We start from the raw sequence: 22,835 nt of genomic DNA, 5'->3' as shown, positions 1-22,835 counted from the left end.
CTCCCCCGTGGGGGGAGAGGGAGGGACAATCTTACTCCGCGGCTTCCGCAATCTCGTCCGGATCGGGCAGTGCATCGATGGAGTTCAACTCGACGTTGAGACCCAGCGAGCGCATTTCCTTGACCAGAACGTTGAAGCTCTCAGGGATGCCGGCCTCGAACGTGTCGTCACCCTTGACGATCGCCTCGTAAACCTTGGTGCGTCCGACCACGTCATCGGACTTCACCGTCAGCATTTCCTGCAGCGTATAGGCCGCGCCATAGGCCTGGAGTGCCCAGACCTCCATTTCCCCGAAGCGCTGTCCACCGAACTGCGCCTTGCCGCCCAGCGGCTGCTGGGTGACGAGGCTGTAGGGGCCGATGGAACGCGCGTGGATCTTGTCGTCCACCAAGTGATGCAGCTTGAGCATGTAGATATAGCCCACGGTCACCTTGCGGTCGAACTTGTCGCCGGTACGGCCGTCGTACAGATCGACCTGGCCCGAGGGGTCGAGACCCGCCCGCTCCAGCATCCGCGAAACGTCCGCCTCGCGCGCACCGTCGAACACCGGGGTGCCCATCGGAACGCCGTTGCGCAGCAGTCCGGCCAGTTCGACCACCGCTTCATCGCTGCGGCTGTCGATCTCGGCGTCGTAATCCTCGCCATAGACGTACTTCAGCTTTTCGCGCAGCGCGTCGGGCGGAGCGCCCGCTTCGGGGTTCGGATTGGCCTCACGCCAGTCGTCCAGCGCCTTCGAAATCTGCTGACCCAGACCGCGTGCGGCCCAGCCCAGATGGGTTTCGAAGATCTGTCCGACGTTCATGCGGCTGGGAACGCCCAGCGGGTTGAGCACGAAGTCGACATGCGTGCCATCCTCGAGGAACGGCATGTCCTCGATCGGCAGGATGCGGCTGATGATGCCCTTGTTTCCGTGACGTCCGGCCATCTTGTCGCCCGGCTGCAGCTTGCGCTTCACCGCGACGAACACCTTGACCATCTTGAGCACGCCAGGTGCCAGCTCGTCGCCACGCTCCAGCTTCTCGCGGCGGTCGTCGAACTTCTCGGTGATCCGCGTGACGGCTTCGTCATACTGGACCTTGACGGCTTCCAGATCGGCCTGGACCGCATCGTCCTCGACCGCGAACTTCCACCACAGGTGCTTTTCGACCTCGTCGAGCAGCGCATCGTCGATCACGCCGCCCTTCTTGACGCCCTTGGGAGCCGCTGCAGCCACCTGGCCGATCAGCATTTCCTTGAGGCGGTTGTAGGTCGCGCGGTTGAGAATGGCGCGTTCGTCCTCGCGGTCCTTGGTCAGACGCTCGATTTCCTCGCGTTCGATCGCCAGAGCACGCTCGTCCTTGTCGATGCCATGACGGTTGAACACGCGGACTTCGACCACGGTGCCCGATACGCCCGGCGACAGACGCAGCGAGGTGTCACGCACATCGCTTGCCTTTTCGCCGAAGATCGCGCGCAGCAGCTTTTCTTCCGGAGTCATCGGGCTTTCGCCCTTGGGCGTGATCTTGCCGACCAGGATGTCGCCAGGATGCACTTCCGCACCGATATAGACGATGCCCGCTTCGTCGAGGTTGCGCAGCGCTTCCTCGCCGACATTGGGGATGTCGCGGGTGATGTCTTCAGGACCCAGCTTGGTGTCGCGGGCCATCACTTCGAACTCTTCGATATGGATCGAGGTGAACACGTCGTCCTTGACGATGCGCTCGGAGATCAGGATCGAATCCTCGTAGTTATAGCCGTTCCAGGGCATGAACGCGACGAGCGCGTTGCGGCCCAGCGCCAGTTCGCCAAGGTCAGTCGAGGGACCGTCGGCGATGATGTCGCCTTCGGCGATCACTTCGCCCACCTTCACCAGCGGACGCTGGTTGATGCAGGTGTTCTGGTTCGAACGCTGGAACTTCTGCAGCGTGTAGATGTCCACGCCCGAGCGGCCCGAATCCACCGAACCGGTGGCGCGGATCACGATGCGGGTCGCATCGACCTGATCGACGATGCCGGCACGCTTGGCAGCAATCGCGGCGCCCGAATCGCGCGCCACGGTTTCTTCCATGCCGGTGCCGACGAACGGTGCTTCAGCCTGTACCAGAGGCACGGCCTGACGCTGCATGTTCGATCCCATCAGCGCGCGGTTGGCGTCATCGTTTTCCAGGAACGGAATGAGCGATGCGGCAACCGAAACCAGCTGCTTGGGGCTGACGTCCATCAGGGTGATGATGTCGCGCGGCGCCATCAGGAATTCGCCCGCCTGACGCGACGAGACGATGTCCTCGACAAAGCCCATGTCGTCGTCGAGCTCGGCGTTGGCCTGCGCGATCGTGTGCTTGGCCTCTTCCATTGCCGACAGGTACACGACGTCGTCGGTCACCTTGTGATCGACAACCTTGCGGTACGGGGTTTCGATGAAACCGTACTTGTTGACGCGGCTGAACGAGGCCAGCGAGTTGATCAGACCGATGTTCGGGCCTTCGGGCGTTTCAATCGGGCAGATACGGCCATAATGGGTCGGGTGAACGTCGCGGACTTCGAAGCCTGCACGTTCGCGGGTGAGACCGCCTGGGCCCAAGGCCGAAACGCGGCGCTTGTGGGTGACTTCGGCCAGTGGGTTGGTCTGGTCCATGAACTGCGACAGCTGCGAGGAGCCGAAGAATTCGCGCACCGCGGCAACCGCAGGCTTGGCGTTGATCAGATCGTTGGGCATCACGGTCGAGACATCGACCGAGCTCATCCGTTCCTTGACCGCACGCTCCATGCGCAGCAGGCCGACGCGATACTGGTTTTCCAGCAGTTCGCCCACCGAACGGACACGGCGGTTGCCGAGGTTGTCGATGTCATCGACATCGCCCTTGCCGTCCTTGAGGTCGACCAAAGTCTTGACGACGGCCAGGATGTCCTCGCGGCGCAGCGTGGTGACGGTGTCCTCGCAGTCGAGCTCGAGACGCATGTTGAGCTTGACGCGGCCCACGGCCGAAAGGTCGTAGCGCTCGGGGTCGAAGAACAGGCCTTCGAACAGCGCATCGGCGGTTTCGCGCGTCGGCGGCTCGCCGGGGCGCATGACGCGATAGATCGCATCGAGACCCATGTCGCGGTTGTCGGCCTTGTCGGCCTTCATCGTGTTGCGGATCCAGGGACCGGTGGTGACATGGTCGATGTCGAGCAGCACAAGCTGGTCGATCCCGGCCTTGTCGAGCTTTTCCAGATTTTCGGCGGTGACTTCGTCGCCTGCCTCGATATAGATTTCGCCGGTCTTCTCGTTGATCAGGTCATAGGCGCTGTAGCGGCCGAAGATTTCTTCGGTCGGGATCAGCAGCGTGGCCAGACCATCCTTGCCTGCCTTGGTGGCAGCGCGCGGGGTGATCTTGTCGCCCGCCTTGAAAGCGACTTCGCCGGTGGTGGCATCGACGATGTCGAACGCAGGCTTCAGACCGCGCCACTGTTCGGGCACGAACGGAATCTTCCAGCCGCCGGTGCCGCGCTCGTACACGACCTTTTCATAGAAATGGTCGAGGATTTCCTCGTCGTTGAGACCGAGCGAGTACAGCAGCGAGGTGACCGGCAGCTTGCGCTTGCGGTCGATGCGCACATTGACGATGTCCTTGGCATCGAATTCGAAATCGAGCCACGAACCGCGGTACGGAATGACGCGCGCGGCGAACAGATACTTGCCCGACGAGTGGGTCTTGCCGCGGTCATGATCGAACAGCACGCCCGGCGAACGGTGCATCTGGCTGACGATCACGCGCTCGGTGCCGTTGATCACGAACGTGCCGTTCGCGGTCATCAGCGGCATGTCGCCCATATAGACGTCCTGCTCCTTGATATCGAGCACGGAACGGCTTTCGGTTTCCTGGTCGACCTCGAACACGATCAGACGCAGCGTCACCTTCATGGGAGCGGCATAAGTGATTCCGCGCTGGCGGCATTCCTGCACGTCGTATTTGGGCGATTCGAGTTCGTAATGCACGAAGTCGAGCTCGGCAGTGCCGGCAAAATCGCGGATCGGGAACACGCTGCGAAGCGTCTTTTCGAGGCCCGAAATGTAGCCGATCGAATGATCCGAGCGCAGGAACTGCTCATAGCTTTCGCGCTGAACCTCGATCAGGTTCGGCATTTCGCTGACTTCGTGGATGTCGCCGAAAATCTTGCGGATGCGCTTCATCGGGGTCGGCTTCTGCTGAGCCGTCGGACGTGCCTTGGTTGCCATAGCTTTGTCTTCGCCTTTTCGTGCAAGTCGATATTCGTGTTGGCCGATTCGCGAGGCCAGAGACGCCAAAAGGCCGCAAGCCCATGGAAACCCATGAACTGCAGCCTATCGCGTCAGATTGATCCCGTTCGCCTCATTCGTTCGTCAGGTCCGCGCAAACCTGTCATGTCTCGAAACGTTCGGTGTTGGGGTGCGATATAGGCTCGCGTGTTGGACTTGTCAAACGCCCCAGAGGGCGATGGCGCAAGGCGCGCTGCGTGCCTATAGCAGGCGCTGGATGACCCGCTATCAACGCCATCACTGGTTTCTCGCGGTCGCGCTGGCGGCGCTGGCGGGGTTCGTCGATGCCATCGGCTTTCTGTACACCGGCGGCTTCTTCACCGCGTTCATGACCGGCAATTCGACCCGGATGGCGGTGGGGCTGTTCACCGATGGTCGCATCGCCGCGATCGCCGCCTCGATGATCGCGACCTTTGTGGCAGGGGTGATCATCGGCAATGTGGCAGGCAGCCTGTGTTCCGCCAGAACCCGCCTACCGCTGACGATCCTGGGGGTGGTGGCGCTGCTCGCCGCCGCTGCCGCCCTGGGCATGGCGGGGCTGGGGATGCTCGCGGTCGGCTTCACGTTGCTGGCGATGGGGATGGAAAACACCGTGTTCCAGCGCGAGGGTCAGGTCAGCATCGGGCTCACTTACATGACCGGGACCCTGGTCAAGCTGGGCCAGGCGCTGTCGCGCGTGCACCGTGCGGGCCAGCGCTGGCAATGGGTGCCGCATCTGCTGTTGTGGGCCGGGCTGGTGAGCGGCGCAGGGCTTGGCGTGCTCGCCTATCTCGACTGGGGGCTGATGGCGCTGTGGGTCGCTGCCGCCATCGGGCTGGCGCTGGCGATGGTCGCCGCGCTGCCGCGCTTTGCGCTGCACGATGAGGTGCCTAGCGCCTGACCCCGACAAGCCGGGCCGCCAGGATCGCCGCCAGCGCGCCAAGCGCTGCACTCGCCAGCACCTGGCTGGTCCAGTGGGCGCCCGCAGCAACCCGTCCGATGCAGCCGGCCAGCAGCAGTACCGCTGCCCCCAGCCGCACCGCCATCGCCTCGCGCCCGCGGGTGCCCCATGTCAGCAGGATCAGCCCGCCGCACGCCGCGCCATGAAAGATCGCGAAAGTCGAGGGCAGCCCCGAAGACGCGCTCGCGCTGGCGACCTCGACGATGTCGGCAGATGGGCGCGGGACATAGAATGCCAGGCGCGCCAGCCGCTCGCTCGCCATCGCGATGCCCACGCCGATGATCAGCGCGGCCGCTCCGGGCAACCGCGCCAGCGAGGCCGCAAACAGCCCGGCCAGCAGCGTGCTGGCGACGATCATCGGCCAACCGGCGGTGAGCGACAGCCATTCGATCCAGGCTGAGCGGGGGTCGATCAGCCGCTGGAGCTGCCAGGTCGCCTCGATATCCAGCGGCAGAGGACCCTGCAGCCAGACCCCCATCCCGCCGAGCACGACCACGATCATGAGCAGAACCAGACTCACGCTGCGCATCAAACACGGTCCCCGCTGCCGTCCAAACTGCAGGGTCAATCGCAGCTTTTAGGTATGCAAACCATACCTAGTTCATCAACTGGCCGCCCTGCAGCGTCAGCCTGACAGAGTTTGCGCGCAGCGGCGTGAACGGTTTTGCGCGCCTCGAGCGTTTGCTGTGATACCATGACACACACATCGCACCCCATTCGCCCGGCAAGGGCCGCGATTGCCGCCGTTCTTGCCCTGACCGCAACCCCGCTTCTGGCGCAGGAAGCTCCGGCCATCGCGCCGGTGATGCCGATGCCCGAAGCCGTGCAGCCTGCCAGCCCGGCCGATACGCCTACAACGGCTTCGCAGACGCCGCAGGTCCAGATGCCGACGGCGCAGCCTTCGGCACCGGCCACGCCGCCTGTCTCGGCGACCCCGCCTGCAGCCTCGCTCCCGGGCAACCCTGTCCCGATGGCCATCCCGATGGCGCCGCCGGTGGTGAGCGACGTTCCGTCGACCGCAACCACCCCGCCGGCAGAGGCTGCCGAACGGCCCGCACCGACCCGCAGGGCCGCTCCGGCCGAGCGTCCCACAGCCCGTGAAGCTGCACCTGCGCCGGTCGCTGCTGCGCCGGAGGCGAACACAGCTGCCGATCCGCTCGCCGCTCCGCCTGAAGAGGCAGCCGATCTGGCGCGGGTCGCCCCGGCTGCGCCAGCTTTCGAAACCCCTGCTCGGCAGGATGGCGCGGTCAGCGCCACCGAATCGGGCAGCGGCGACGTCTGGGGCTGGATGGCCGGTCTGCTCGCCTTGCTGGGAATTGGCGGCGGTGCGATCGCCCTGCGCCGGACCCGGACCCGCAAGAGCGCGTCCATGATGACCGAGGCGCGTGCAGCCGATGCCGATTACGACCGCGGTCTGGCGGGCCCGCATGATCGTCCCCAGGCGACGACCGTGACCACGCCGGTTCCGGCTCCTGCGACGACCCGTCTTGATCAGCCGGAGATGCAGGCGTTCAGCGTGGCCCCGATGGCGGCAGCGCGTCCTGCGCCGCACAACGTGCCGGTGGCAGCGCGTGGCGACCTGAACGTCGATGAGCGCCGTATTGAGGAAATGATCGCACAGGCGCCCAATCGCGAGAACCCGTTCAAGACTCGGGCCAACCGCAAGCGTCGTGCCCTGTGGCTGCTGCGCACCTATCCGATGCAGAGCGCGGCCTGATAGCCAACCCCTGATTGGGACTGAAACGACAGAAGGCGGGGAGCAATCCCCGCCTTCCTTTTTGTCGTTAGTCGCTGAAGAGCTTTAGCGATAACGCTCCAGCCAGTGCGCGTAAGGCGCGGGCAGCGTCCAGCTCGGCCTGTCCTTGCCCAGCTCCTTCGCCGCCTGATACGGCCAGTGCGGGTTCTCGAGCATCGGCCGACCCATCATCACCAGATCGACCTGGCCGGTCTCGACCATACGGTTGGCGTTTTCCGAGGTGCCGATATACCAGCTCGTCGCGGCCGGAAGCCCGGTCTCGCTGCGCACGCGCTCGGCGATCGGCGCCATGAACGCCGGACCCCAGGGGATCTGCGCGGTCGGCGTCGAGAACACGATGCTGACATCGATGAAATCGAGCCCGCGCGCTTTCATGAGCTTGATCAGTTCGATCGACTCGCCAAGCGTTTCCTCATCATTGCCGTCGAACTCGATCACGCCGAAGCGCGCCGACAGCGGCAGATCTGCGGGCCACACTTCGCGGACGGCTTCCAGGGTCTCGAGCAGGAAGCGCGAGCGGTTCTCGAAGCTGCCGCCATAGGCGTCGGTGCGCTGGTTGGAGTGCTTGGAGAAGAAGCTCTGCGCCAGATAGCCATGCGCAAAGTGCAGCATCAGCCATTCGAACCCGGCCTCGCGCGCGCGGATCGCGGCGGCGACATAGTCGGCCTTGACCTTCTCGATATCGGCCAGCGTCATTTCGCGCGGCACCTTGGTCAGGCCACCGCCGAACGCGATCGGCGAGGGCGAGACGGTTTCCCAGCCGCGCGGATCGCCTTCGGGAATGTGATCGTCACCTTCCCAAGGCTTGTTGGCGCTGGCCTTGCGCCCGGCGTGCGCGATCTGGATGCCCGGGACCGCGCCTGCAGCCTTGATCTCGGCGACGATCGGCGCGAACGCATCGCGCTGTTCGTCGTTCCACAGCCCGGTGCAGCCCGGGGTGATCCGGCCTTCGGGCGACACGCCCGAGGCCTCGGCGACCACCAGCCCCGCACCGCCGCGCGCCAGCGAGACGAGGTGCGAGCGGTGCCAGTCGTTGGGCACGCCATGTTCGGCGGAATACTGGCACATCGGCGAGACCGCGATGCGGTTGCGCAGCGTGACGGACTTGAGGGTGTACGGCTCGAACAGCGCGGGGGTTTTGGCGGGAGTGTTATCAGTCATGGGGAGTCCTGTGGTTGTTATGATAGTACGTATATAATCGAACTATAGGATTTACAAGACCGGCATGCTATATGAGTGACATGCGAACCTATCAGCATCCCGACCTTTCGACCGTCACCATCGAGCATGCCCTCCACGCGCTGAGCGATCCCGTGCGGCTCGACATCGTGCGCCAGCTCGACCGCGAGATCGAAGCCAGCTGCGCCGCCTTGGACGGCGGCCGCCCCAAATCGAGCATGTCGCACCACTTCCGCGTCCTGCGCGCAGCGGGGTTGGTGCACACGCGCATCGCGGGCGTGCAGCACATGAATACGCTGCGGCGGGAAGAGGTGGACAAGAGGTTTCCTGGGCTGCTGGATGCGGTTTTGGGGGTGAAGGGATAGGTTTGAAGGCAGGCTTTCTGCTTTCAGGCGACAGGCTAGCACGCGCGGATGGCGGGAACTGGGTGGGAAGCGGACATTTGAACGTCAGCGTCGTCTATTCCACGGCTGCTTGCGTTCCCGAAACCATAGGACGCCTCGCCAAAGAAATATCAGAGACCAAGGTATGATCCAAAGCGCGACATAGGTCGCCAAGACACCCGTAGGGGAACCCAGCCACATCAGGAGCAGCAGAGGTCCTAATACGATGAGCCAATAGATGTTTGTTCTGTATGGGAACCCATCAAGAACCCAATCTACCCACCTTATGAGCTTTCTGCGCTCAAGCTTAGAAAGTGCAGAAGAGACGATCATTAATGAGAGTTAGCACTTGCGTGCCAACGTCCACAATGGGGTCGCTTGCAGAACGGAAGGTTTTTTCTGCGCCCCCTCAAACGCCGCCACCCCCTCCGCTCAGCCTGAGCTTGTCGAAGGCCTCGCTATACGGCCAGCGTCGGCGCGGGTCCTTCGATTTCGCGGGCTCACGCCCGCGGCTCAGGATGAGCGGGGGTGGTTGGGCTCATAGTTCGAGGCTGGGTTAGCGAGCCATCCGTCCACTGCTCATGTGGCCCTTCCTCCACTTCCCGTTTGCCTGCCGAGGCAGGCATCCATCTCCTGCCCTGGCAGCCAGCGCAGCGGTGGGGAGGTGGGCCCCTGCCTTCGCAGGGGACCCGGTGGGGTGGCGATGGTCGCTGATCGGAGAGCGGAGAACAATGGCCAATCAGCGCGCGTTCCCCTCCCTGCAAGGGAGGGGTTAGGGGTGGGTCGAGCGCCAGCGAGCCGGTGTTGCACTGACCCTCTGCGGTTGCTGACCCACCCCCAGCCCCTCCCTTGCAGGGAGGGGAGCAGGTATCGTCAGCGCATCAGCCGCTGCTCTGTGAGGTCAGCTCAATGCACCCAGGCCAACAGCGCCGCAGCGCCTGCGCCAGCGCCGATGATCAACGCCGCCAGATGGCTCCAGAAGCCCCCGCCGGTACCCGCAACGCGCACCTTCCTGTCCCAGATCAGCGGGATGTGAGGGATCGGGGGCGGTTCGGGGGCGCCGCCCTTTTTGGGGACCTGTTCTTCCAGACGCCGCACCAGATCGGGCAGCCGCAACAATGTCGCGACATCGGTGTTGATCCGGTCGGCGAGCAAGGTCTCCGGGCCGAGTTCGCCGCGGATCCAGTCGCGCACATAAGGCGCTGCGACATCCCACATGTTGATGTTGGGATCGAGCTGGGTCGCGACGCCCTCGACCATCACCATCGTCTTTTGCAGCAGCAGCAGGTGCGGCTGGGTCTTCATGTCGAAATCGCGGGTGATTGCAAACAGCCCGTCGAGCATCTGCCCGACCGACAGCTCGCTCACCGGCTTGCCGCGCATCGGCTCGCCCACGGCCCGCAGCGCGGTCGCGAACTCGTCGACATTGTGATAGCTCGGCACATACTGCGCCTCGAAATGGATTTCGGCGACGCGGCGGTAGTTGCCAGTCGTCAGGCCGTAGAGGATTTCTGCCAGCCAGAACCGCGCCTGCCGGTTGATCCGTCCCATGATCCCGAAATCGATCGCGACGATGGTCGAATCGGGTGCGACGAACAGGTTGCCCTGGTGCATGTCGGCATGGAAGAAGCCGCCCGCGATCGCCTGGCGCAGGAAGGCGAGAACCAGCCGCCGCGCGAGATCGGGCAGGTCATGCCCGGCAGCGATCAGCGCGTCGCGGTTCGAAATCTTGATGCCGTCGATCCATTCGAGCGTCATCACGGTGCCGCAGGTGCGGTCCCAGTCGATCTCGGGCACGCGGTAGCCCGGGTGGCCGTCCATCGCGCTGGCGAGTTCCGATGCGCTCGCCGCCTCGCGGCGCAGATCGAGTTCGCGCATCGTCCAGCGCTTGAAGTTGGCGATGGTGAGCTGCGGCCGCAGCCGGGTCGCCTCCCCGCCCAGAGCTTCCAGATGCGCGGCAGCCCATTCATACGTCTCGATGTCGCGCGCGAAGTTCTTGCGCACGCCGGGGCGCAGCACCTTGATCGCGACATCGCGGCCTTCGATGGTGGTGCCGCGATGCACCTGCGCGATCGAGGCGGCGCCGACGGGCACCGGATCGACATGGGCAAAGAAGCGCTCGAGCGGGCCGCCCAGCCCCAGCTCGATCTCGGCGCGGATTTCCGGGAACGGCACCGGCGGCAGGCTGTCCTGCAAGGACAGCAGATTGATCGCGGCCTCTTCGCCCACCAGATCGGGGCGGGTGGCGAGCGTCTGGCCCAGCTTGATCGCCGCAGGACCGATCGCACGGAAGGCGCCGGCATAATCGGGGGTCTTGGGCACGCTCGCGCCCAGCCGCGCGATGCGGAACAGGCGGCGGACCTCGGGCGGGGTCTGCGGTGCGGCCTCCAGCCCCTTGAGCGCGCCATGACGCGCAAGGATACGGCCCCATTTGAGGAGGCGGAAGATATGCGTACGCGGGGCGGTCATGCGCGGATGCCGAACCCCCGGCGGCGCCGAATCACGCCTTCCACCCGCTATGGATCGCGACCGCTCCGCCCAGGATGAGCTCGACCTTGGTTGATACAAACCCGGCGTCCTTGATCATCTGCTCGAACACCGGCGGTTTGGGAAAGCGGCGGATCGATTCGGCCAGATAGCGATAGCTGTCGGCATCGCCCGCAATCATCTGGCCCAGCCGCGGCATCAGATGGTGCGAATAGGCGTCGTAGACCTCGCCGAACACGGGCCATTGGGTCGACGAGAATTCGAGGCAATAGAACCTGCCGCCATAGCGCAGGACGCGGTGCGCCTCGGCCAGGGCCTTGTCGATATGCGTGACATTGCGGATGCCGAACGCGATCGTATAGGCGTTGAAGCTGCGGTCCGGGAACTTGAGGCTTTCCGCATCCTGGCACGACCAGACAAGCCGGTCCTCGCCGCGTTCGACCGCGCGTTCGATGCCGACATCGAGCATGTCCTGGTTGATATCCGCGACCGTGACATTGGCGCCCGACTTGACCATGCGGAAGGCGATGTCACCGGTGCCGCCCGCCATGTCGAGAATGTCCTCGCCGGCGCGCGGCTTGACCCGGCGCACGAAGCGGTCCTTCCAGAGGCGATGCATGCCGCCCGACATCGCATCGTTCATGATGTCATATTTGGCAGCCACACTCGAAAAGATGCCGCCAACCCGTCCCGCCTTTTCAGCCGGGTCGATATCCTGATAGCCAAAGGGCACTGTCTCGCTCATGGCCCTGCATGTAAGCATCTTTGTGCCAAGCGCAAAGCCTGATAACGGGCCTTTTTATGCCGGAGCTTCCCGAAGTCGAAACCACCGTGCGCGGGCTTGCCGCCGTGCTGCAGGACGTGCGCCTGACGAGTGTCGTCGCGCGCCGCGCAGACCTGCGCCGCGCCTTCCCGGTCGATCTCGGCCAGCGGATGACCGGCGCGCGGATCATCAGCCTGGGCCGCCGCGCCAAATACGGGCTGATAGAAACCGACCGCGGCGATTCGATGATCTTTCACCTCGGCATGTCGGGGCGCTGGCGAATCGATCCCGAAGACATCGGCACGCACGACCACCTCGTGATGCACACCGATTCGGGTCACGTCCTCTCGCTGTTCGATCCGCGCCGGTTCGGCTCGGTCGATCTGGTCGAGACAGCCGCGATCGCCAGTTTCCCGAGCTTTGCCGCGATGGGCCCCGAGCCGCTGGGCGACGATTTCACCCCCGCTTATCTGCGCGAGCGGCTCAAGGGCCGCGCCTCGCCGATCAAAGCGATGCTGCTCGACCAGCGAATCGTTGCGGGCCTGGGCAACATCTATGTCTGCGAGGCGCTCAACATGGCGAGAATCTCTCCGCTGCGCGCTGCCGGGCAAATTGGTCCCGCCAAGCTCAAGCCTTTGGTCACGGCGATCAAATCGGTGCTGGTCGATGCCATCGCGGCGGGCGGATCGACCTTGCGCGATTATGCCCGGCCCGATGGCCAATTGGGCTATTTCGCCAAGCAATGGCGGGTTTACGGGCGCGAGGGAGAGGCCTGTCCGTGCGGCGGCACCGTGAAGCGCACCGTCCAGTCGGGACGCTCCACCTTCTGGTGCCCGTCCTGCCAGAAGTAAGGTGGACTTGCATGACGCCTGCGGCATTCTGGCGTTGACGCGCCAGCCGATAATCGCTAACGGCAGCGGCTTCAAAGCGCGGGCATAGCCTTATCGCGGCCCAACGCTTTTACCCAAAATCCACCGATCATGCTGTGATCGCCTGTAAGAAAGACGTGTGAGAACTTATGGCCAATACGCCGCAAGCCAAGAAGCGCATCCGCCGGAACGACCGTCGGGCGATCGTCAACGGCAACCGCATCGGACGCATCCGTACCTTCGTCAAGAAGGTCGAATCGGCTCTGGAAGCAGGCGACAAGGACGCGGCTGCTGCAGCTCTCGCCAGCGCGCAGCCTGAACTGGCCCGCGGCGTTGCCAAGGGCGTGCTGCACAAGAACACCGCATCGCGCAAGTTCTCGCGCCTGACCAAGCGGGTCGCAGCGCTCGGCTGATCCCGGTCTGCTCCGGAGCGGCTGGGCCGCATCCGGAGCCGGTCATTCCGCCACGATATTCCGATTGTCCGCCGTCCTGCCTCGGTCGGCGGATTTTTCGTGCGCGCAGCGTGCGTGCAACGGTATGTAACATGGGCGCAGTTGTGTGACAGAGCGGTCACAAAACCGTCACCTGCGCTTTTGGCAAAGCCGCGCATTTCCCGCGATTCGCAATTGCGCCCCACGCCCACTTTGCCATAATCAATTGAAATATATGCGTTAATATAGTGAATCGAGCAATATCCAGACGTTAACTGAGTCAAGCGCCTTTATTTCATTTTTTTTACCCGGCCGCTCTTGCTCGACTCGTTTTTTCATCGCTACATCACACTCCAGAGAGCGAGCGCTCGCGCCCGTTCTCCACTGCACCAACGGATGAATCACTAGGGTATCGCAATGCCATCGGCTTTGCGTCCGGGGTGGTTTTGTCCCGGCGCAGGCGAGGGGGCACCGGGCCGGCCAGGGGTTGGTCGGCACACGGTGAAAGCGAAGAAAGACATGGCGGATATTCCCGTCTGTCATTGCGGACGTTGGGGAGGGAGCAAGTTTTGCGTATCAGGGTCGGACTGCCACAGGAACTGACATTCAAGACCTCGCTCGCGGACCGGGAGCTGGCCGTGCGCACCGCCGGTTTCTGGCTGGCGCGGACCGGATGGCCCGATTCGAGCCGAGAGACCCTCTCCTAGGGGGGACCGGCAAGGCCGCGACAAGGGCATCTGGACCCTTGGCTCCGGCCCACCCAAGCAGTTCCCCGAATGATCCCGGCGCGCGAGCGATTTTGCTCCGCCGGTGTGTTGTCAGCGATGACCAAGAACCAAGAAGTGGCAGTTACAGGCATGATCGAACTCAACGATTCGAACGGCGCGGCAGATTGGGCGGCGGACTGGAACGAAATCAGTGAAGGATTGCGCAAGGACCTGGGCGCACAGATCCACACCCAGTGGATCCGCCCCATCCGCCCCGGAAGCTTCGAGCCTGGCTCCGGCATGCTCAACCTGCATCTGCCATCCGAATTTTCCGCCAACTGGGTGCGTGAACGCTTTGCCGACCGGCTGGCGCTGGCGTGGAAGATCGTGCGCCCCGAAGTGCGCAGCGTGATCATCGCGGCTGCCCCGCGCGAGGCCGATCCGGCCCGCCCGCGGACCGCCGTTCCGCAGCAGGCAGCCGCCCCTGCCCCGCGCCCGGCGCTGGCCGATTCGGGCAACCGCATCGCGCTCGATCCCTCGCAGGTCTTTTCCGGTTTCATTACCGGCCAGTCCAACGTGCTGGCGTTCAACGCCGCACAGCGCATGGCCGCGATGGAAAAGCCGCTGTTCAGCCCGCTCTACCTCAAGGCCGCCACCGGCCAGGGCAAGACGCATCTGCTGCACGCCATCGGCAACGCCTTTGCCGAGGTCAATCCGGGCGCGCGTATCTGCTATTGCCCGGCCGAAAAGTTCATGAACGACTTCGTCAGCGCCATCCAGCGCGGCGATTCGATGGCGTTCAAGGCGCGGCTGCGCGGTTTCGACATGCTGCTGGTCGACGACATCCAGTTCATCATCGGCAAGAATTCGACCCAGGAGGAATTCCTCCACACGATCGATGCGATCCTGGGCGGCGGTAAGCGGCTGGTGGTGACATCGGACCGCGCGCCCCAGGCGCTCGACGGCGTCGACCAAAGACTGCTCTCGCGGCTGGCGATGGGCCTGGTCGCGGATATCCAGCCCGCCGATATCGAGCTGCGCCGCGCGATCATCACCGCGCGAATCGAAACGATGCGGATGGGCGAGGTGCCCGAAGAGGTGATCGAGTTCCTCGCGCGCACCATCAGCCGCAATGTCCGCGAGCTGGTCGGCGGGCTCAACAAGCTGATGGCCTATGCCCAGATCACCGGCCAGAAGGTCACGCTGCCACTCGCCGAAGAGCAGCTCTCGGATCTTCTGAGCGCCAACCGCAGGCGGATCACGATCGACGAGATCCAGCGCGCGGTCTGCCAGTTCTACAAGGTCGACCGTTCCGAAATGTCCTCCAAGCGCCGCGCGCGCGCGGTGGTGCGTCCGCGCCAGGTGGCGATGTACCTCGCCAAGGTATTGACCCCGCGCTCGTATCCGGAAATCGGCCGCAAGTTCGGCGGACGCGATCATTCGACCGTGATCCACGCGGTCCGCCTGATCGAGGACCTGCGCACCCGCGATGCCGATATGGACGGCGACGTCCGCGCATTGCTGCAGCAGCTCGAGAGCTGAGCGCTTCGCCGCATCTCTGAAACATTGGCCATTCCCGCAAACGCGGGAATCTCGCTATAGCGCCGGTGAAGCGGGATTCCCGCGTTCGCGGGAATGACGAGGACCGGCCCGGCATTTGCGCACCAGCATCAGGATAGTCGCGATCATGCCCTTCACCCCCACCCAGCTTGAGCGCCACGCCCGGCACATCGTGCTGCCCGAGATCGGCGGCGCAGGCGTGGCGAAGCTGTCGGCGGCGCATGTCGTTCTGGTGGGGATGGGCGGGATCGGCTGCCCGGCGCTGCAGTATCTCGCAGGCGCTGGCATCGGTCGGCTGACGCTGATCGACGACGATGTCATCGACCTGTCCAACCTCCAGCGCCAGACGCTGTTCACGCCCGCCGATGTCGGCCGGCCCAAGGCCGAGGTCGCAGCCAGCTGGGTGCGCTCGTTCGATCCGGAACTGAATGCAACCGCAGTGACCGAGCGGATCACGCCCGCCAATGCCGCAGCCTTGCTCGCTGGCGCGGATGTCATCCTCGACGGCACCGACAATTTCGCCACCCGGCTGTTGGTCTCCGACACCGCCACGGCCTTGCACATCCCGCTGGTCAGCGCCGCGATCGGGCGGTTCCAGGGACAGATCGGTACGTTTCGCGGCTGGCTACCCGATGCGCCGTGCTATCGCTGCTTCGTCGGCGATGCCTTCGATGCCGAGGATTGCGACACCTGCGCCGAGCAGGGCGTATTGGGCGCAATGGTCGGCCTGATCGGCAGTTTCGCTGCGATGGAGGCGGTTCGCGCGGTCACAGGCTTTGGCGAGGACACGCGCAGCAAGCTGCACCTGTTCGACGGATTGAAGCCGCTGTGGCGCACGCTCAAGATCGCCAAGGACCCCGCGTGCACGGCTTGCGGCGATCCTGCCCAGGCGGCATAGTCCAAGCTTCCAACCGGGGGCTCCAACATGACATTGCCGATCACCGCTCTTACCGCCGCGATCTGCGCGATCATGCTGCTCACCACCGCGATCGCCACCGTCGCTGCGCGTTTCCGCACCCAGGCCTCGTTCGGCGATGCCGACGACCAGGGGCTGATCAGTTCCAGCCGCTCGCACGGCAACCTCGCCGAACATGCGCCCTTGTTCGTGATCCTGATCGGGCTGCTGGAGATGGCCAATGCCAGCCACTGGCCGCTGACCGCGCTCGCGGTGCTGTTCCTGGGCGCCCGCGCCGCGCACATCATCGGGCTGCACCAGCCGCATGGTCCAGGTAAGCCGCCCAAGCTGCGCGCGCTGGGTGTGGTGGGCACCTGGATCGCCTATGCCGCCGCGATCGGATGGACGCTGTTTCTGGTGGTGACAGTGAACGGGTAGCCGTTTTCAAATCCTCCCCCAGCTCGCTGGGGGAGGGGGACCGCCCGCGTAGCGGGTGGTGGAGGGGCAGCGGGGTCGCGCCACCTTCACCTGCACACTATCTCGCCTCCCCTCCACCACCGACCTCCGGTCGGCGGTCCCCCTCCCCGAGACAAGCTCGGGGAGGATTTTTGAGTCGGCTTTACCCCAACACCTCGTCGACCCATTCGGGCACCAGCAGCGACGCCGGGCCGTGGCGTGATTCGTGGAAGAAATGGCTGCCCTGGCTGGGCTCTAGGTTGAGCTCGAGCGTCCGCGCGCCGCGCGCGCGCGCCTCGCGGACCAGCCCGGCGGCGGGATAGACCGCGCCCGAAGTGCCGATCGAGACGAACAGGTCGCAAGCGCCCACCGCCTCGTAGATCCGCTCCATCTCGTACGGCATCTCGCCGAACCAGACGATGTCGGGACGCAGCTGCCCCGGCGTGCCGCATTCAGGGCAGGTAGGCCGGTCGATCAGCGTTCCGCGCCAGCCTGGCCGCGCGTCGCACGCCAGACACCAGGCGGTCAGGTGCGTGCCGTGCATGTGCAGCAGTCGGCTCGCGCCCGCGCGCTCGTGCAGGTCGTCGACATTCTGCGTCACGATCAGCAGCTCGCCCGGCCATGCCGCATCGAGCCGGGCCAGCGCCTCGTGCGCAGGATTGGGCTGCTTGGTCTGGATCGATTCGCGGCGCATGTCATAGAAGCGCAGCACCAGATCGGGGTCGCGCGCGAACGCCTCGGGGGTGGCGACATCCTCCACCCGGTGCTGCTCCCACAACCCGCCTTCCGCGCGGAAGGTATCGATGCCGCTCTCGGCGCTCACGCCGGCGCCGGTGAGGATGACGATGCTGGGAATCTTTGCCATAGCGGGCGCAATACGGCATGGACCGGCCTGGATACAAGCAAGAGCAGGAACGCGATGACGCGCATCGGAATTATCGGCAATGCAGGCCGCATGGGACAGGCGCTGGCGACGGCGATTGCGGATGCAGGTGCCAGCGTCTCGGGCGGGATCGACAAGGGCGGCGATCCGCTCAGCCTGGCGGCAGAAAGCGACATCCTTGTCGATTTCTCCTCTCCGCAAGCGCTGGAAGCCAATCTGGAGGCAGCGGTCGCTGCGAACATCCCGATCGTCATCGGCACCACCGGCCTCGAGGAACGCCACCACTGGCTGATCGACACCGCCGCCGACCGGATCGCGGTGCTGCAGACCGGGAACACCTCGCTGGGGGTCACTTTGCTCGCGCATCTGGTGCACGAGGCGGCGTTGAGGTTGGGCGAGGACTGGGACATCGAGATCGCCGAGATGCACCACCGCCACAAGGTCGATGCCCCCTCGGGCACCGCGTTGCTGCTCGGCGAGGCAGCCGCCAAGGCGCGGGGCATCGATCTGGCCCGCGACAGCGAGCGCGGCCGCGACGGCGTCACCGGCGCGCGGGCGCGCGGCGCGATCGGCTTTGCCAGCTTGCGCGGCGGATCGGTGGCGGGCGACCACACCGTGTACCTCGCCAGCGACGACGAGCGCATCGAACTGACCCATCGCGCCGAAAACCGCATGGTGTTTGCGCGCGGCGCGGTAAAGGCGTGCCTGTGGCTGCACGACAAGCCAGCGGGCCGCTATACCATGCCGCAGGTGCTGGGGCTGGCTTGACGGCACGCCAACGCCCGACTAAACGTGTATTATACATACAACACAGCGGGGAACGGCATGGCATTCAATCCGGAAGCGGCGACCAAGGCCTATATTGACGGGCTGGGGGCCGAAGCGCTCGCAAAGTCTGCGGCCTATACCATGGATGGCCACTGGATGATCCTGTGGGGGCTGCTGGTCTCGGCGCTGGCGACCGTCATTCTGGTCAAGCTGGGGGTCACCGACCGGATCTGGGCGAAGCTCGAAAAGCGCGGCTGGGCGCTGCGCACCTTTGCCACCGCCGCAGGGCTGTTCATCGTCTCGGCGATCATCACCCTGCCCTGGAACATCTGGGCCGAATGGGGCCACGAGCGGATGTATGACCGCACCCAGCAGCCGCTGTCCGATTTCCTGATGCAGGATGCCATCGGCATGACCATCGCCACCATCGGCGGCGGGCTGTTCTTCCTGGGCATTTATGCGCTGATCCGCCGTACCGGCAAGCGCTGGTGGCTGTGGTCGGGCGGCTTTTCGGCGGTCGTCGTATCGGTCATGCTGCTGCTCTCGCCGACGCTGATCGAACCGCTGTTCAACGATTACAAGCCGATCCCGGCTGGCCCGGTGCGCGATGCCGTGCTGGAAATGGCCAAGCAGGTCGATATCCCCGAGGACCGCATCTTCATCTATGACGGATCGCGCCAGTCGAACAACTTCACCGCCAATGTCTCGGGCGTGGGCAGCGCAGCGCGGATCGCGATCTCGGATGTCGCGCTCAAACAGGCGTCATTGGACGAGGTCCGCGCGGTCACGGGGCACGAGATCGGTCATTACGTGCTCGGCCATGTCTGGCGCTCTGTGCTGGTGCTGAGCGTGCTGGCGGTGATCTTCTTCTTCCTAACCGATCGGCTTTTCGCGCGGTTCGCAAGGCTGTTCGGCAGCAAGGCGACCGAGATCGCCGATCCGCGCGGGCTTCCGGTGTTCCTGTTCGTCTTGTCGTTCCTTGGCGTGTTCGCGGTGCCGGTGGCCAACAGCCTCACCCGGATCAGCGAGAGCGAGGCCGACGCCTATTCGCTGCAGATGGTAAACCTTCCCGACGCGCTCTCCGGCGCGCTCGTCAAGACCGCCGAGTACCGCTACCCGCGCCCGCACCCGGTGCAGGAGGCTTTGTTCTACTCGCACCCCTCGGTCGAACGCCGCGTGGCGCGCGCGATGGAATGGAAGGCCAAGAACCCGCCGGGACCCCCGCCTGCGGCTTCCGCCAACCCCTGATGCGCACCATCGGGCTGCTGGGCGGGATGAGCTGGGAGAGCTCGGCGCAGTATTACCGGCTGATCAACCAGGAAACACAGCGGCGGCTGGGCGGAACGCACAGCGCGCGCAGCGTGATGGTGTCGGTGGACTTCGCCGAGATCGAGGCGCTGCAACATGCCGGCGACTGGGACGCGCTGACCGACGCGATGATCGCCGCCGCGCTGCAGGCCGAACGCGGCGGCGCGCAGCTGCTGGTGATCTGCACCAACACCATGCACCGGATGGCCGATGCGGCGCAGGACGCGGTTGCCATTCCGCTGCTGCACATCGCCGATCCTGTTGGCCGCGCGATCGCCGCGCAGGGTCTGACAAGGGTTGGCCTGCTGGGGACCGCCTTCACCATGGAGCAGCCGTTCCTGCGCGACAGGTTGCAGCGCAACTTCGGCCTCGAGGTGATCACCCCGGACAGCGGGGATCGCAGCGACGTGCACCGCATCATCTATGGTGAGCTGGTGCGCGGGGTGGTCACCGAGCCATCACGCGCGCGCTATCGCACGATCATGCAACGGCTGGCCGATCAGGGCGCGCAGGCGATCATCCTGGGCTGCACCGAGATCATGTTGCTGGTGGACCAGAGCGACAGCCCGGTGCCGCTGTTCGATACCACCACGTTGCATGCGCTTGCAGCGGTGGAGGCAGCTCTGGCAGAAGGCGGCGCATGAACAAGGCCGATACCTTCGAATTCTACCGCCGCCTCGCCGAGGCCAACCCCGCGCCGGTGACCGAGCTGGAATATGGCAACCATTTCCAGCTGCTGGTCGCTGTTGTGCTCTCGGCGCAGGCGACCGATGTCGGGGTCAACAAGGCGACGCGCGCCTTGTTCGAAGCCGTCAAGACGCCCGCACAGATGGTCGAGCTGGGCGAGGACGGGCTGAAGACGTACATCCGCACCATCGGGCTGTTCAATGCCAAGGCGGCCAACGTCATCGCGCTGTCGCAGGCGCTGATCGAGCGGCACGCCAGCGAGGTGCCCAATGATCGCGACGCGCTCACCGCCTTGCCCGGGGTCGGGCGCAAGACCGCCAATGTCGTGCTCAACGCCGCGTTCGGCGCCGAGACCTTCGCGGTCGACACGCACATCTTCCGCGTCGGCAACCGCACCGGGCTGGCGCCGGGGCGCACCGTGCTCGATGTCGAACGCGCGCTCGACAAGGGCACGCCGGGGCCGTTCCGCGTCCATGGCCACCACTGGCTGATCCTGCATGGCCGCTATATCTGTAAGGCGCGCTGCCCCGAATGCTGGCGCTGCCCGGTCGCCGATCTGTGCCGGTTCAAGCCCAAGCCCGACGGGCCGGACGCGCCTACGCCCAAAGCCGCGCTCAAGCACCGCGCCAACAAGCCCGCGCCCGCGCGCAAGAAGCGGGTGAAGAAGGCCGGGCCCGAGCAGCCCGTAAGCTGATGTAACGTTCCCCTGCGCAGGCAGGGGAACAACTTGGTGGCGCTTCGGCTCGACAACACCGCCTCAATGAGCCAGCGTGGCGCAATGACCCGCTTGAACACCCCGCTCGCCCTTGTTCCGTTGCTGCTCGCCCTCGCCGGTTGCACCACCACCCCGCCCGCCGATGACCCGCAGGCCGCGTTCCTCGCCAATCTGGCGCAGCATTGCGGCAAGGCCTATCCCGGCAGACTGGTGAGCAACGACGCCGCCGATGCCGATCTGGCAGGCAAGCCGATGATCGTCCATTTCCGCTCCTGCAGCGCCGACCGGATGGAAATTCCCTTCCATGTCGGCACCGCGAACGGCGGCTGGAACCGCTCGCGCACCTGGATCATCACCCGGACACGGACGGGCCTCCGCCTCAAGCACGACCACCGGCACGAGGATGGCAGCATCGACAAGGTCACCCAATATGGCGGCGACACCGCCACCGCTGGCACACCCGGCCAGCAGACGTTCCCGGTCGATGCCGAAAGCATCGCGATGTTCCGCGCACAGGGGCTCACCGGGTCGGTGACCAACAGCTGGATCGTGGACATCGACGCGCGCACCTATGCCTACGCTCTGCGCCGCCCCGATGGACCCAATAAGCGCAACTTCCGCGTCGAATTCGATCTGAGCCAGCCGATCGCCCCGCCGCCTGCACCCTGGGGCTGGTAGCTAGGGCTGACGCCGACTTTCGAAGGTTTTTCAGTCACTTTTATCGCGACCTGCCGCAATGGGCCGTATGACGATCATAGCAGATGGTAGCTATGGCATGCTTGCGGGCGTAAGCGGCAATTCCATTACCGACCCCATGCCGGTCATACAGTGCGCGATACTTAACCACTTGATATTGGTCGACAGTTAAACTTACTATGTCGGCAATATGACGCAGGTGTGGAAGCCTCTGTTGCGCGGGTTGCTGTGGGTTCTGTTAGTTCCTGCTGCCGTTTTCGCGTTCATGATGTTGGTGGCTGGCCTGACTTTTGGCTTCGCACTGTGGTCTGCTCGCGATCCGCTGCCGACAGTGCTCTGGCTTGCAACGCTGGCATTGCCGATTATCATCGTTGTGGTGCTGAATGGTTCTCAGCGGTCGATGCGGGAACTGCTGTTTTCTGCCGTCGCTTGCTGGGGCTTCGTGGCATGGTATCTATTGTCGCTAACACGCTGACGACGGTCCGCTTTCTGCTATGTGCGCCCGAAAGGTGCCGGACCGAAATGCACCCACAAACGGTCGCTCTCGATGCATTGGTAACTCTCTAAGTCCGGCCAGGCAGCTATCGGATCGATTCTGCCGAAGTCGGCACTATGTTGCAGTCCCCTTGGCGGGCAGCCCGCTTTTTCCGTCATCCCGGGCTTGACCCGGGACCCAGGGTTTTCATTCCAAGCGGCGCACTTGATCGCTCTGGGCCCCGGATCAAGTCCGGGGTGACGATGAAGGGTGGGGCAGCTTCCACCCCAATTGTCGCCATTCACGCTGCGCGAAAATTTCCCCAAGAGCGGACATCTCCGAGAACTGCGGCTCCCGATGGCTTAGCTCCTGTAACGCACATGCAAACCGGGCGCATGGGAGGCTCGCGAATTGTCGCGCTTTGCACGGCGTATAGCGCTATAGCCGCGCTCCGGGCGCTGCGCCTGGACAAGGAAATGACCATGGCAAAAGGCCAGAAGAAGACCAATCGCGAGACCCGCAAGCCCAAGGCCGAAAAGCCCAAGCCGCAGAACGCATCGAACCCGTCGACCAAGCCTGGTGGCTTGTCGATCGTGACGCTGAAGAGCTGAGACGACCC

At 64.7% G+C, this 22,835-nt stretch carries 21 protein-coding genes; 15 read left to right on the top strand and 6 right to left on the bottom strand.

The genetic code is table 11. The annotated features are described in order from the left end of the window. Positions 1 to 31: 31 nt before the first annotated feature. On the bottom strand, positions 32 to 4,198 hold the full coding sequence (gene rpoB, locus BSY18_RS17195) for a DNA-directed RNA polymerase subunit beta (RefSeq protein WP_054136298.1): 4,167 nt from the start codon (positions 4,196 to 4,198) through the stop codon (positions 32 to 34). Positions 4,199 to 4,475: 277 nt separating this feature from the next. On the opposite strand from rpoB, the gene BSY18_RS17190 reads away from it, so the two are divergent. Further along, on the top strand, positions 4,476 to 5,138 hold the full coding sequence (locus BSY18_RS17190; RefSeq protein ID WP_069051999.1) for a YoaK family protein: 663 nt from the start codon (positions 4,476 to 4,478) through the stop codon (positions 5,136 to 5,138). Here BSY18_RS17190 and BSY18_RS17185 read toward each other — a convergent pair. Beyond that, positions 5,128 to 5,727 carry a phosphatase PAP2 family protein gene (locus tag BSY18_RS17185; protein WP_069051301.1) on the bottom strand — a complete coding sequence of 200 codons (600 nt, stop codon included), beginning with the start codon at positions 5,725 to 5,727 and terminating at the stop codon, positions 5,128 to 5,130. The genes BSY18_RS17190 and BSY18_RS17185 overlap by 11 nt on opposite strands. Before the next feature lie 165 nt (positions 5,728 to 5,892). Between BSY18_RS17185 and BSY18_RS17180 the strand changes: the two genes are divergently transcribed. Continuing rightward, on the top strand, positions 5,893 to 6,915 hold the full coding sequence (locus tag BSY18_RS17180; protein ID WP_069051300.1) for a hypothetical protein: 1,023 nt from the start codon (positions 5,893 to 5,895) through the stop codon (positions 6,913 to 6,915). Positions 6,916 to 6,999: 84 nt separating this feature from the next. Here the strand turns inward: BSY18_RS17180 and BSY18_RS17175 are convergent, their stop codons facing one another. Further along, positions 7,000 to 8,115, bottom strand: coding sequence for an NADH:flavin oxidoreductase/NADH oxidase (locus BSY18_RS17175; protein ID WP_069051299.1), 1,116 nt, complete (start codon positions 8,113 to 8,115; stop codon positions 7,000 to 7,002). A gap of 80 nt (positions 8,116 to 8,195) precedes the next feature. Between BSY18_RS17175 and BSY18_RS17170 the strand changes: the two genes are divergently transcribed. Next, on the top strand, positions 8,196 to 8,498 hold the full coding sequence (locus tag BSY18_RS17170; protein WP_069051298.1) for an ArsR/SmtB family transcription factor: 303 nt from the start codon (positions 8,196 to 8,198) through the stop codon (positions 8,496 to 8,498). Positions 8,499 to 9,422: 924 nt separating this feature from the next. On the opposite strand, the gene ubiB is transcribed toward BSY18_RS17170, so the two are convergent. Next, positions 9,423 to 10,985: a 2-polyprenylphenol 6-hydroxylase gene (gene ubiB / locus BSY18_RS17165; protein WP_069051297.1), complete on the bottom strand. Its 1,563-nt coding sequence runs from the start codon at positions 10,983 to 10,985 to the stop codon at positions 9,423 to 9,425. 31 nt (positions 10,986 to 11,016) lie between these two features. Continuing rightward, complete coding sequence (locus tag BSY18_RS17160) at positions 11,017 to 11,748, bottom strand: class I SAM-dependent methyltransferase (protein WP_069051296.1); 732 nt, start codon at positions 11,746 to 11,748, stop codon at positions 11,017 to 11,019. Positions 11,749 to 11,804: 56 nt separating this feature from the next. Between BSY18_RS17160 and mutM the strand changes: the two genes are divergently transcribed. The 5 genes from mutM to BSY18_RS17135 all read left to right on the top strand — a co-directional run bounded on the left by mutM (position 11,805) and on the right by BSY18_RS17135 (position 16,666). Next, positions 11,805 to 12,617 (top strand): bifunctional DNA-formamidopyrimidine glycosylase/DNA-(apurinic or apyrimidinic site) lyase, encoded by an 813-nt coding sequence (gene mutM / locus BSY18_RS17155; protein WP_069051295.1) that lies wholly within the window; start codon positions 11,805 to 11,807, stop codon positions 12,615 to 12,617. 167 nt (positions 12,618 to 12,784) lie between these two features. Then, positions 12,785 to 13,048, top strand: a complete 264-nt coding sequence (gene rpsT, locus BSY18_RS17150) for a 30S ribosomal protein S20 (RefSeq protein WP_054136306.1) — start codon at positions 12,785 to 12,787, stop codon at positions 13,046 to 13,048. An 875-nt stretch (positions 13,049 to 13,923) separates the two neighbouring features. Continuing rightward, positions 13,924 to 15,315, top strand: a complete 1,392-nt coding sequence (gene dnaA, locus BSY18_RS17145; protein WP_069051998.1) for a chromosomal replication initiator protein DnaA — start codon at positions 13,924 to 13,926, stop codon at positions 15,313 to 15,315. 145 nt (positions 15,316 to 15,460) lie between these two features. Continuing rightward, positions 15,461 to 16,231, top strand: coding sequence for a HesA/MoeB/ThiF family protein (locus tag BSY18_RS17140; RefSeq protein ID WP_069051997.1), 771 nt, complete (start codon positions 15,461 to 15,463; stop codon positions 16,229 to 16,231). 27 nt (positions 16,232 to 16,258) lie between these two features. Next, positions 16,259 to 16,666, top strand: a complete 408-nt coding sequence (locus tag BSY18_RS17135; protein ID WP_054136307.1) for an MAPEG family protein — start codon at positions 16,259 to 16,261, stop codon at positions 16,664 to 16,666. Positions 16,667 to 16,847: 181 nt separating this feature from the next. On the opposite strand, the gene BSY18_RS17130 is transcribed toward BSY18_RS17135, so the two are convergent. Further along, on the bottom strand, positions 16,848 to 17,549 hold the full coding sequence (locus BSY18_RS17130; protein ID WP_069051294.1) for an NAD-dependent deacylase: 702 nt from the start codon (positions 17,547 to 17,549) through the stop codon (positions 16,848 to 16,850). A gap of 54 nt (positions 17,550 to 17,603) precedes the next feature. Here BSY18_RS17130 and dapB point away from each other — a divergent pair, with 54 nt between their 5' ends. The 7 genes from dapB (at position 17,604) to BSY18_RS21575 (ending at position 22,827) form a co-directional block, all read left to right on the top strand. After that, positions 17,604 to 18,335: a 4-hydroxy-tetrahydrodipicolinate reductase gene (dapB, locus tag BSY18_RS17125; RefSeq protein WP_069051293.1), complete on the top strand. Its 732-nt coding sequence runs from the start codon at positions 17,604 to 17,606 to the stop codon at positions 18,333 to 18,335. A 57-nt stretch (positions 18,336 to 18,392) separates the two neighbouring features. Continuing rightward, a complete protein-coding gene (locus tag BSY18_RS17120; RefSeq protein WP_069051292.1) occupies positions 18,393 to 19,583 on the top strand; it encodes a M48 family metallopeptidase in 1,191 nt (396 codons plus the stop codon). After that, positions 19,583 to 20,287, top strand: a complete 705-nt coding sequence (locus tag BSY18_RS17115) for an aspartate/glutamate racemase family protein (protein ID WP_069051291.1) — start codon at positions 19,583 to 19,585, stop codon at positions 20,285 to 20,287. The genes BSY18_RS17120 and BSY18_RS17115 overlap by 1 nt, the downstream gene beginning before the upstream one ends. Further along, complete coding sequence (nth, locus tag BSY18_RS17110; protein ID WP_069051290.1) at positions 20,284 to 21,024, top strand: endonuclease III; 741 nt, start codon at positions 20,284 to 20,286, stop codon at positions 21,022 to 21,024. The genes BSY18_RS17115 and nth overlap by 4 nt, the downstream gene beginning before the upstream one ends. Positions 21,025 to 21,108: 84 nt before the next feature. Next, on the top strand, positions 21,109 to 21,723 hold the full coding sequence (locus BSY18_RS17105) for a hypothetical protein (protein ID WP_069051289.1): 615 nt from the start codon (positions 21,109 to 21,111) through the stop codon (positions 21,721 to 21,723). Between the two features lie 208 nt (positions 21,724 to 21,931). Next, a complete protein-coding gene (locus BSY18_RS17100) occupies positions 21,932 to 22,216 on the top strand; it encodes a hypothetical protein (protein ID WP_069051288.1) in 285 nt (94 codons plus the stop codon). Between the two features lie 476 nt (positions 22,217 to 22,692). Next, positions 22,693 to 22,827 (top strand): hypothetical protein, encoded by a 135-nt coding sequence (locus BSY18_RS21575; RefSeq protein ID WP_257785051.1) that lies wholly within the window; start codon positions 22,693 to 22,695, stop codon positions 22,825 to 22,827. Positions 22,828 to 22,835 lie beyond the last annotated feature (8 nt).

The organism is Blastomonas sp. RAC04, assembly GCF_001713435.1.
Classification (GTDB): Bacteria; Pseudomonadota; Alphaproteobacteria; order Sphingomonadales; family Sphingomonadaceae; genus Blastomonas; species Blastomonas fulva.
This window is presented reverse-complemented; position numbering and strand designations above follow the sequence as displayed.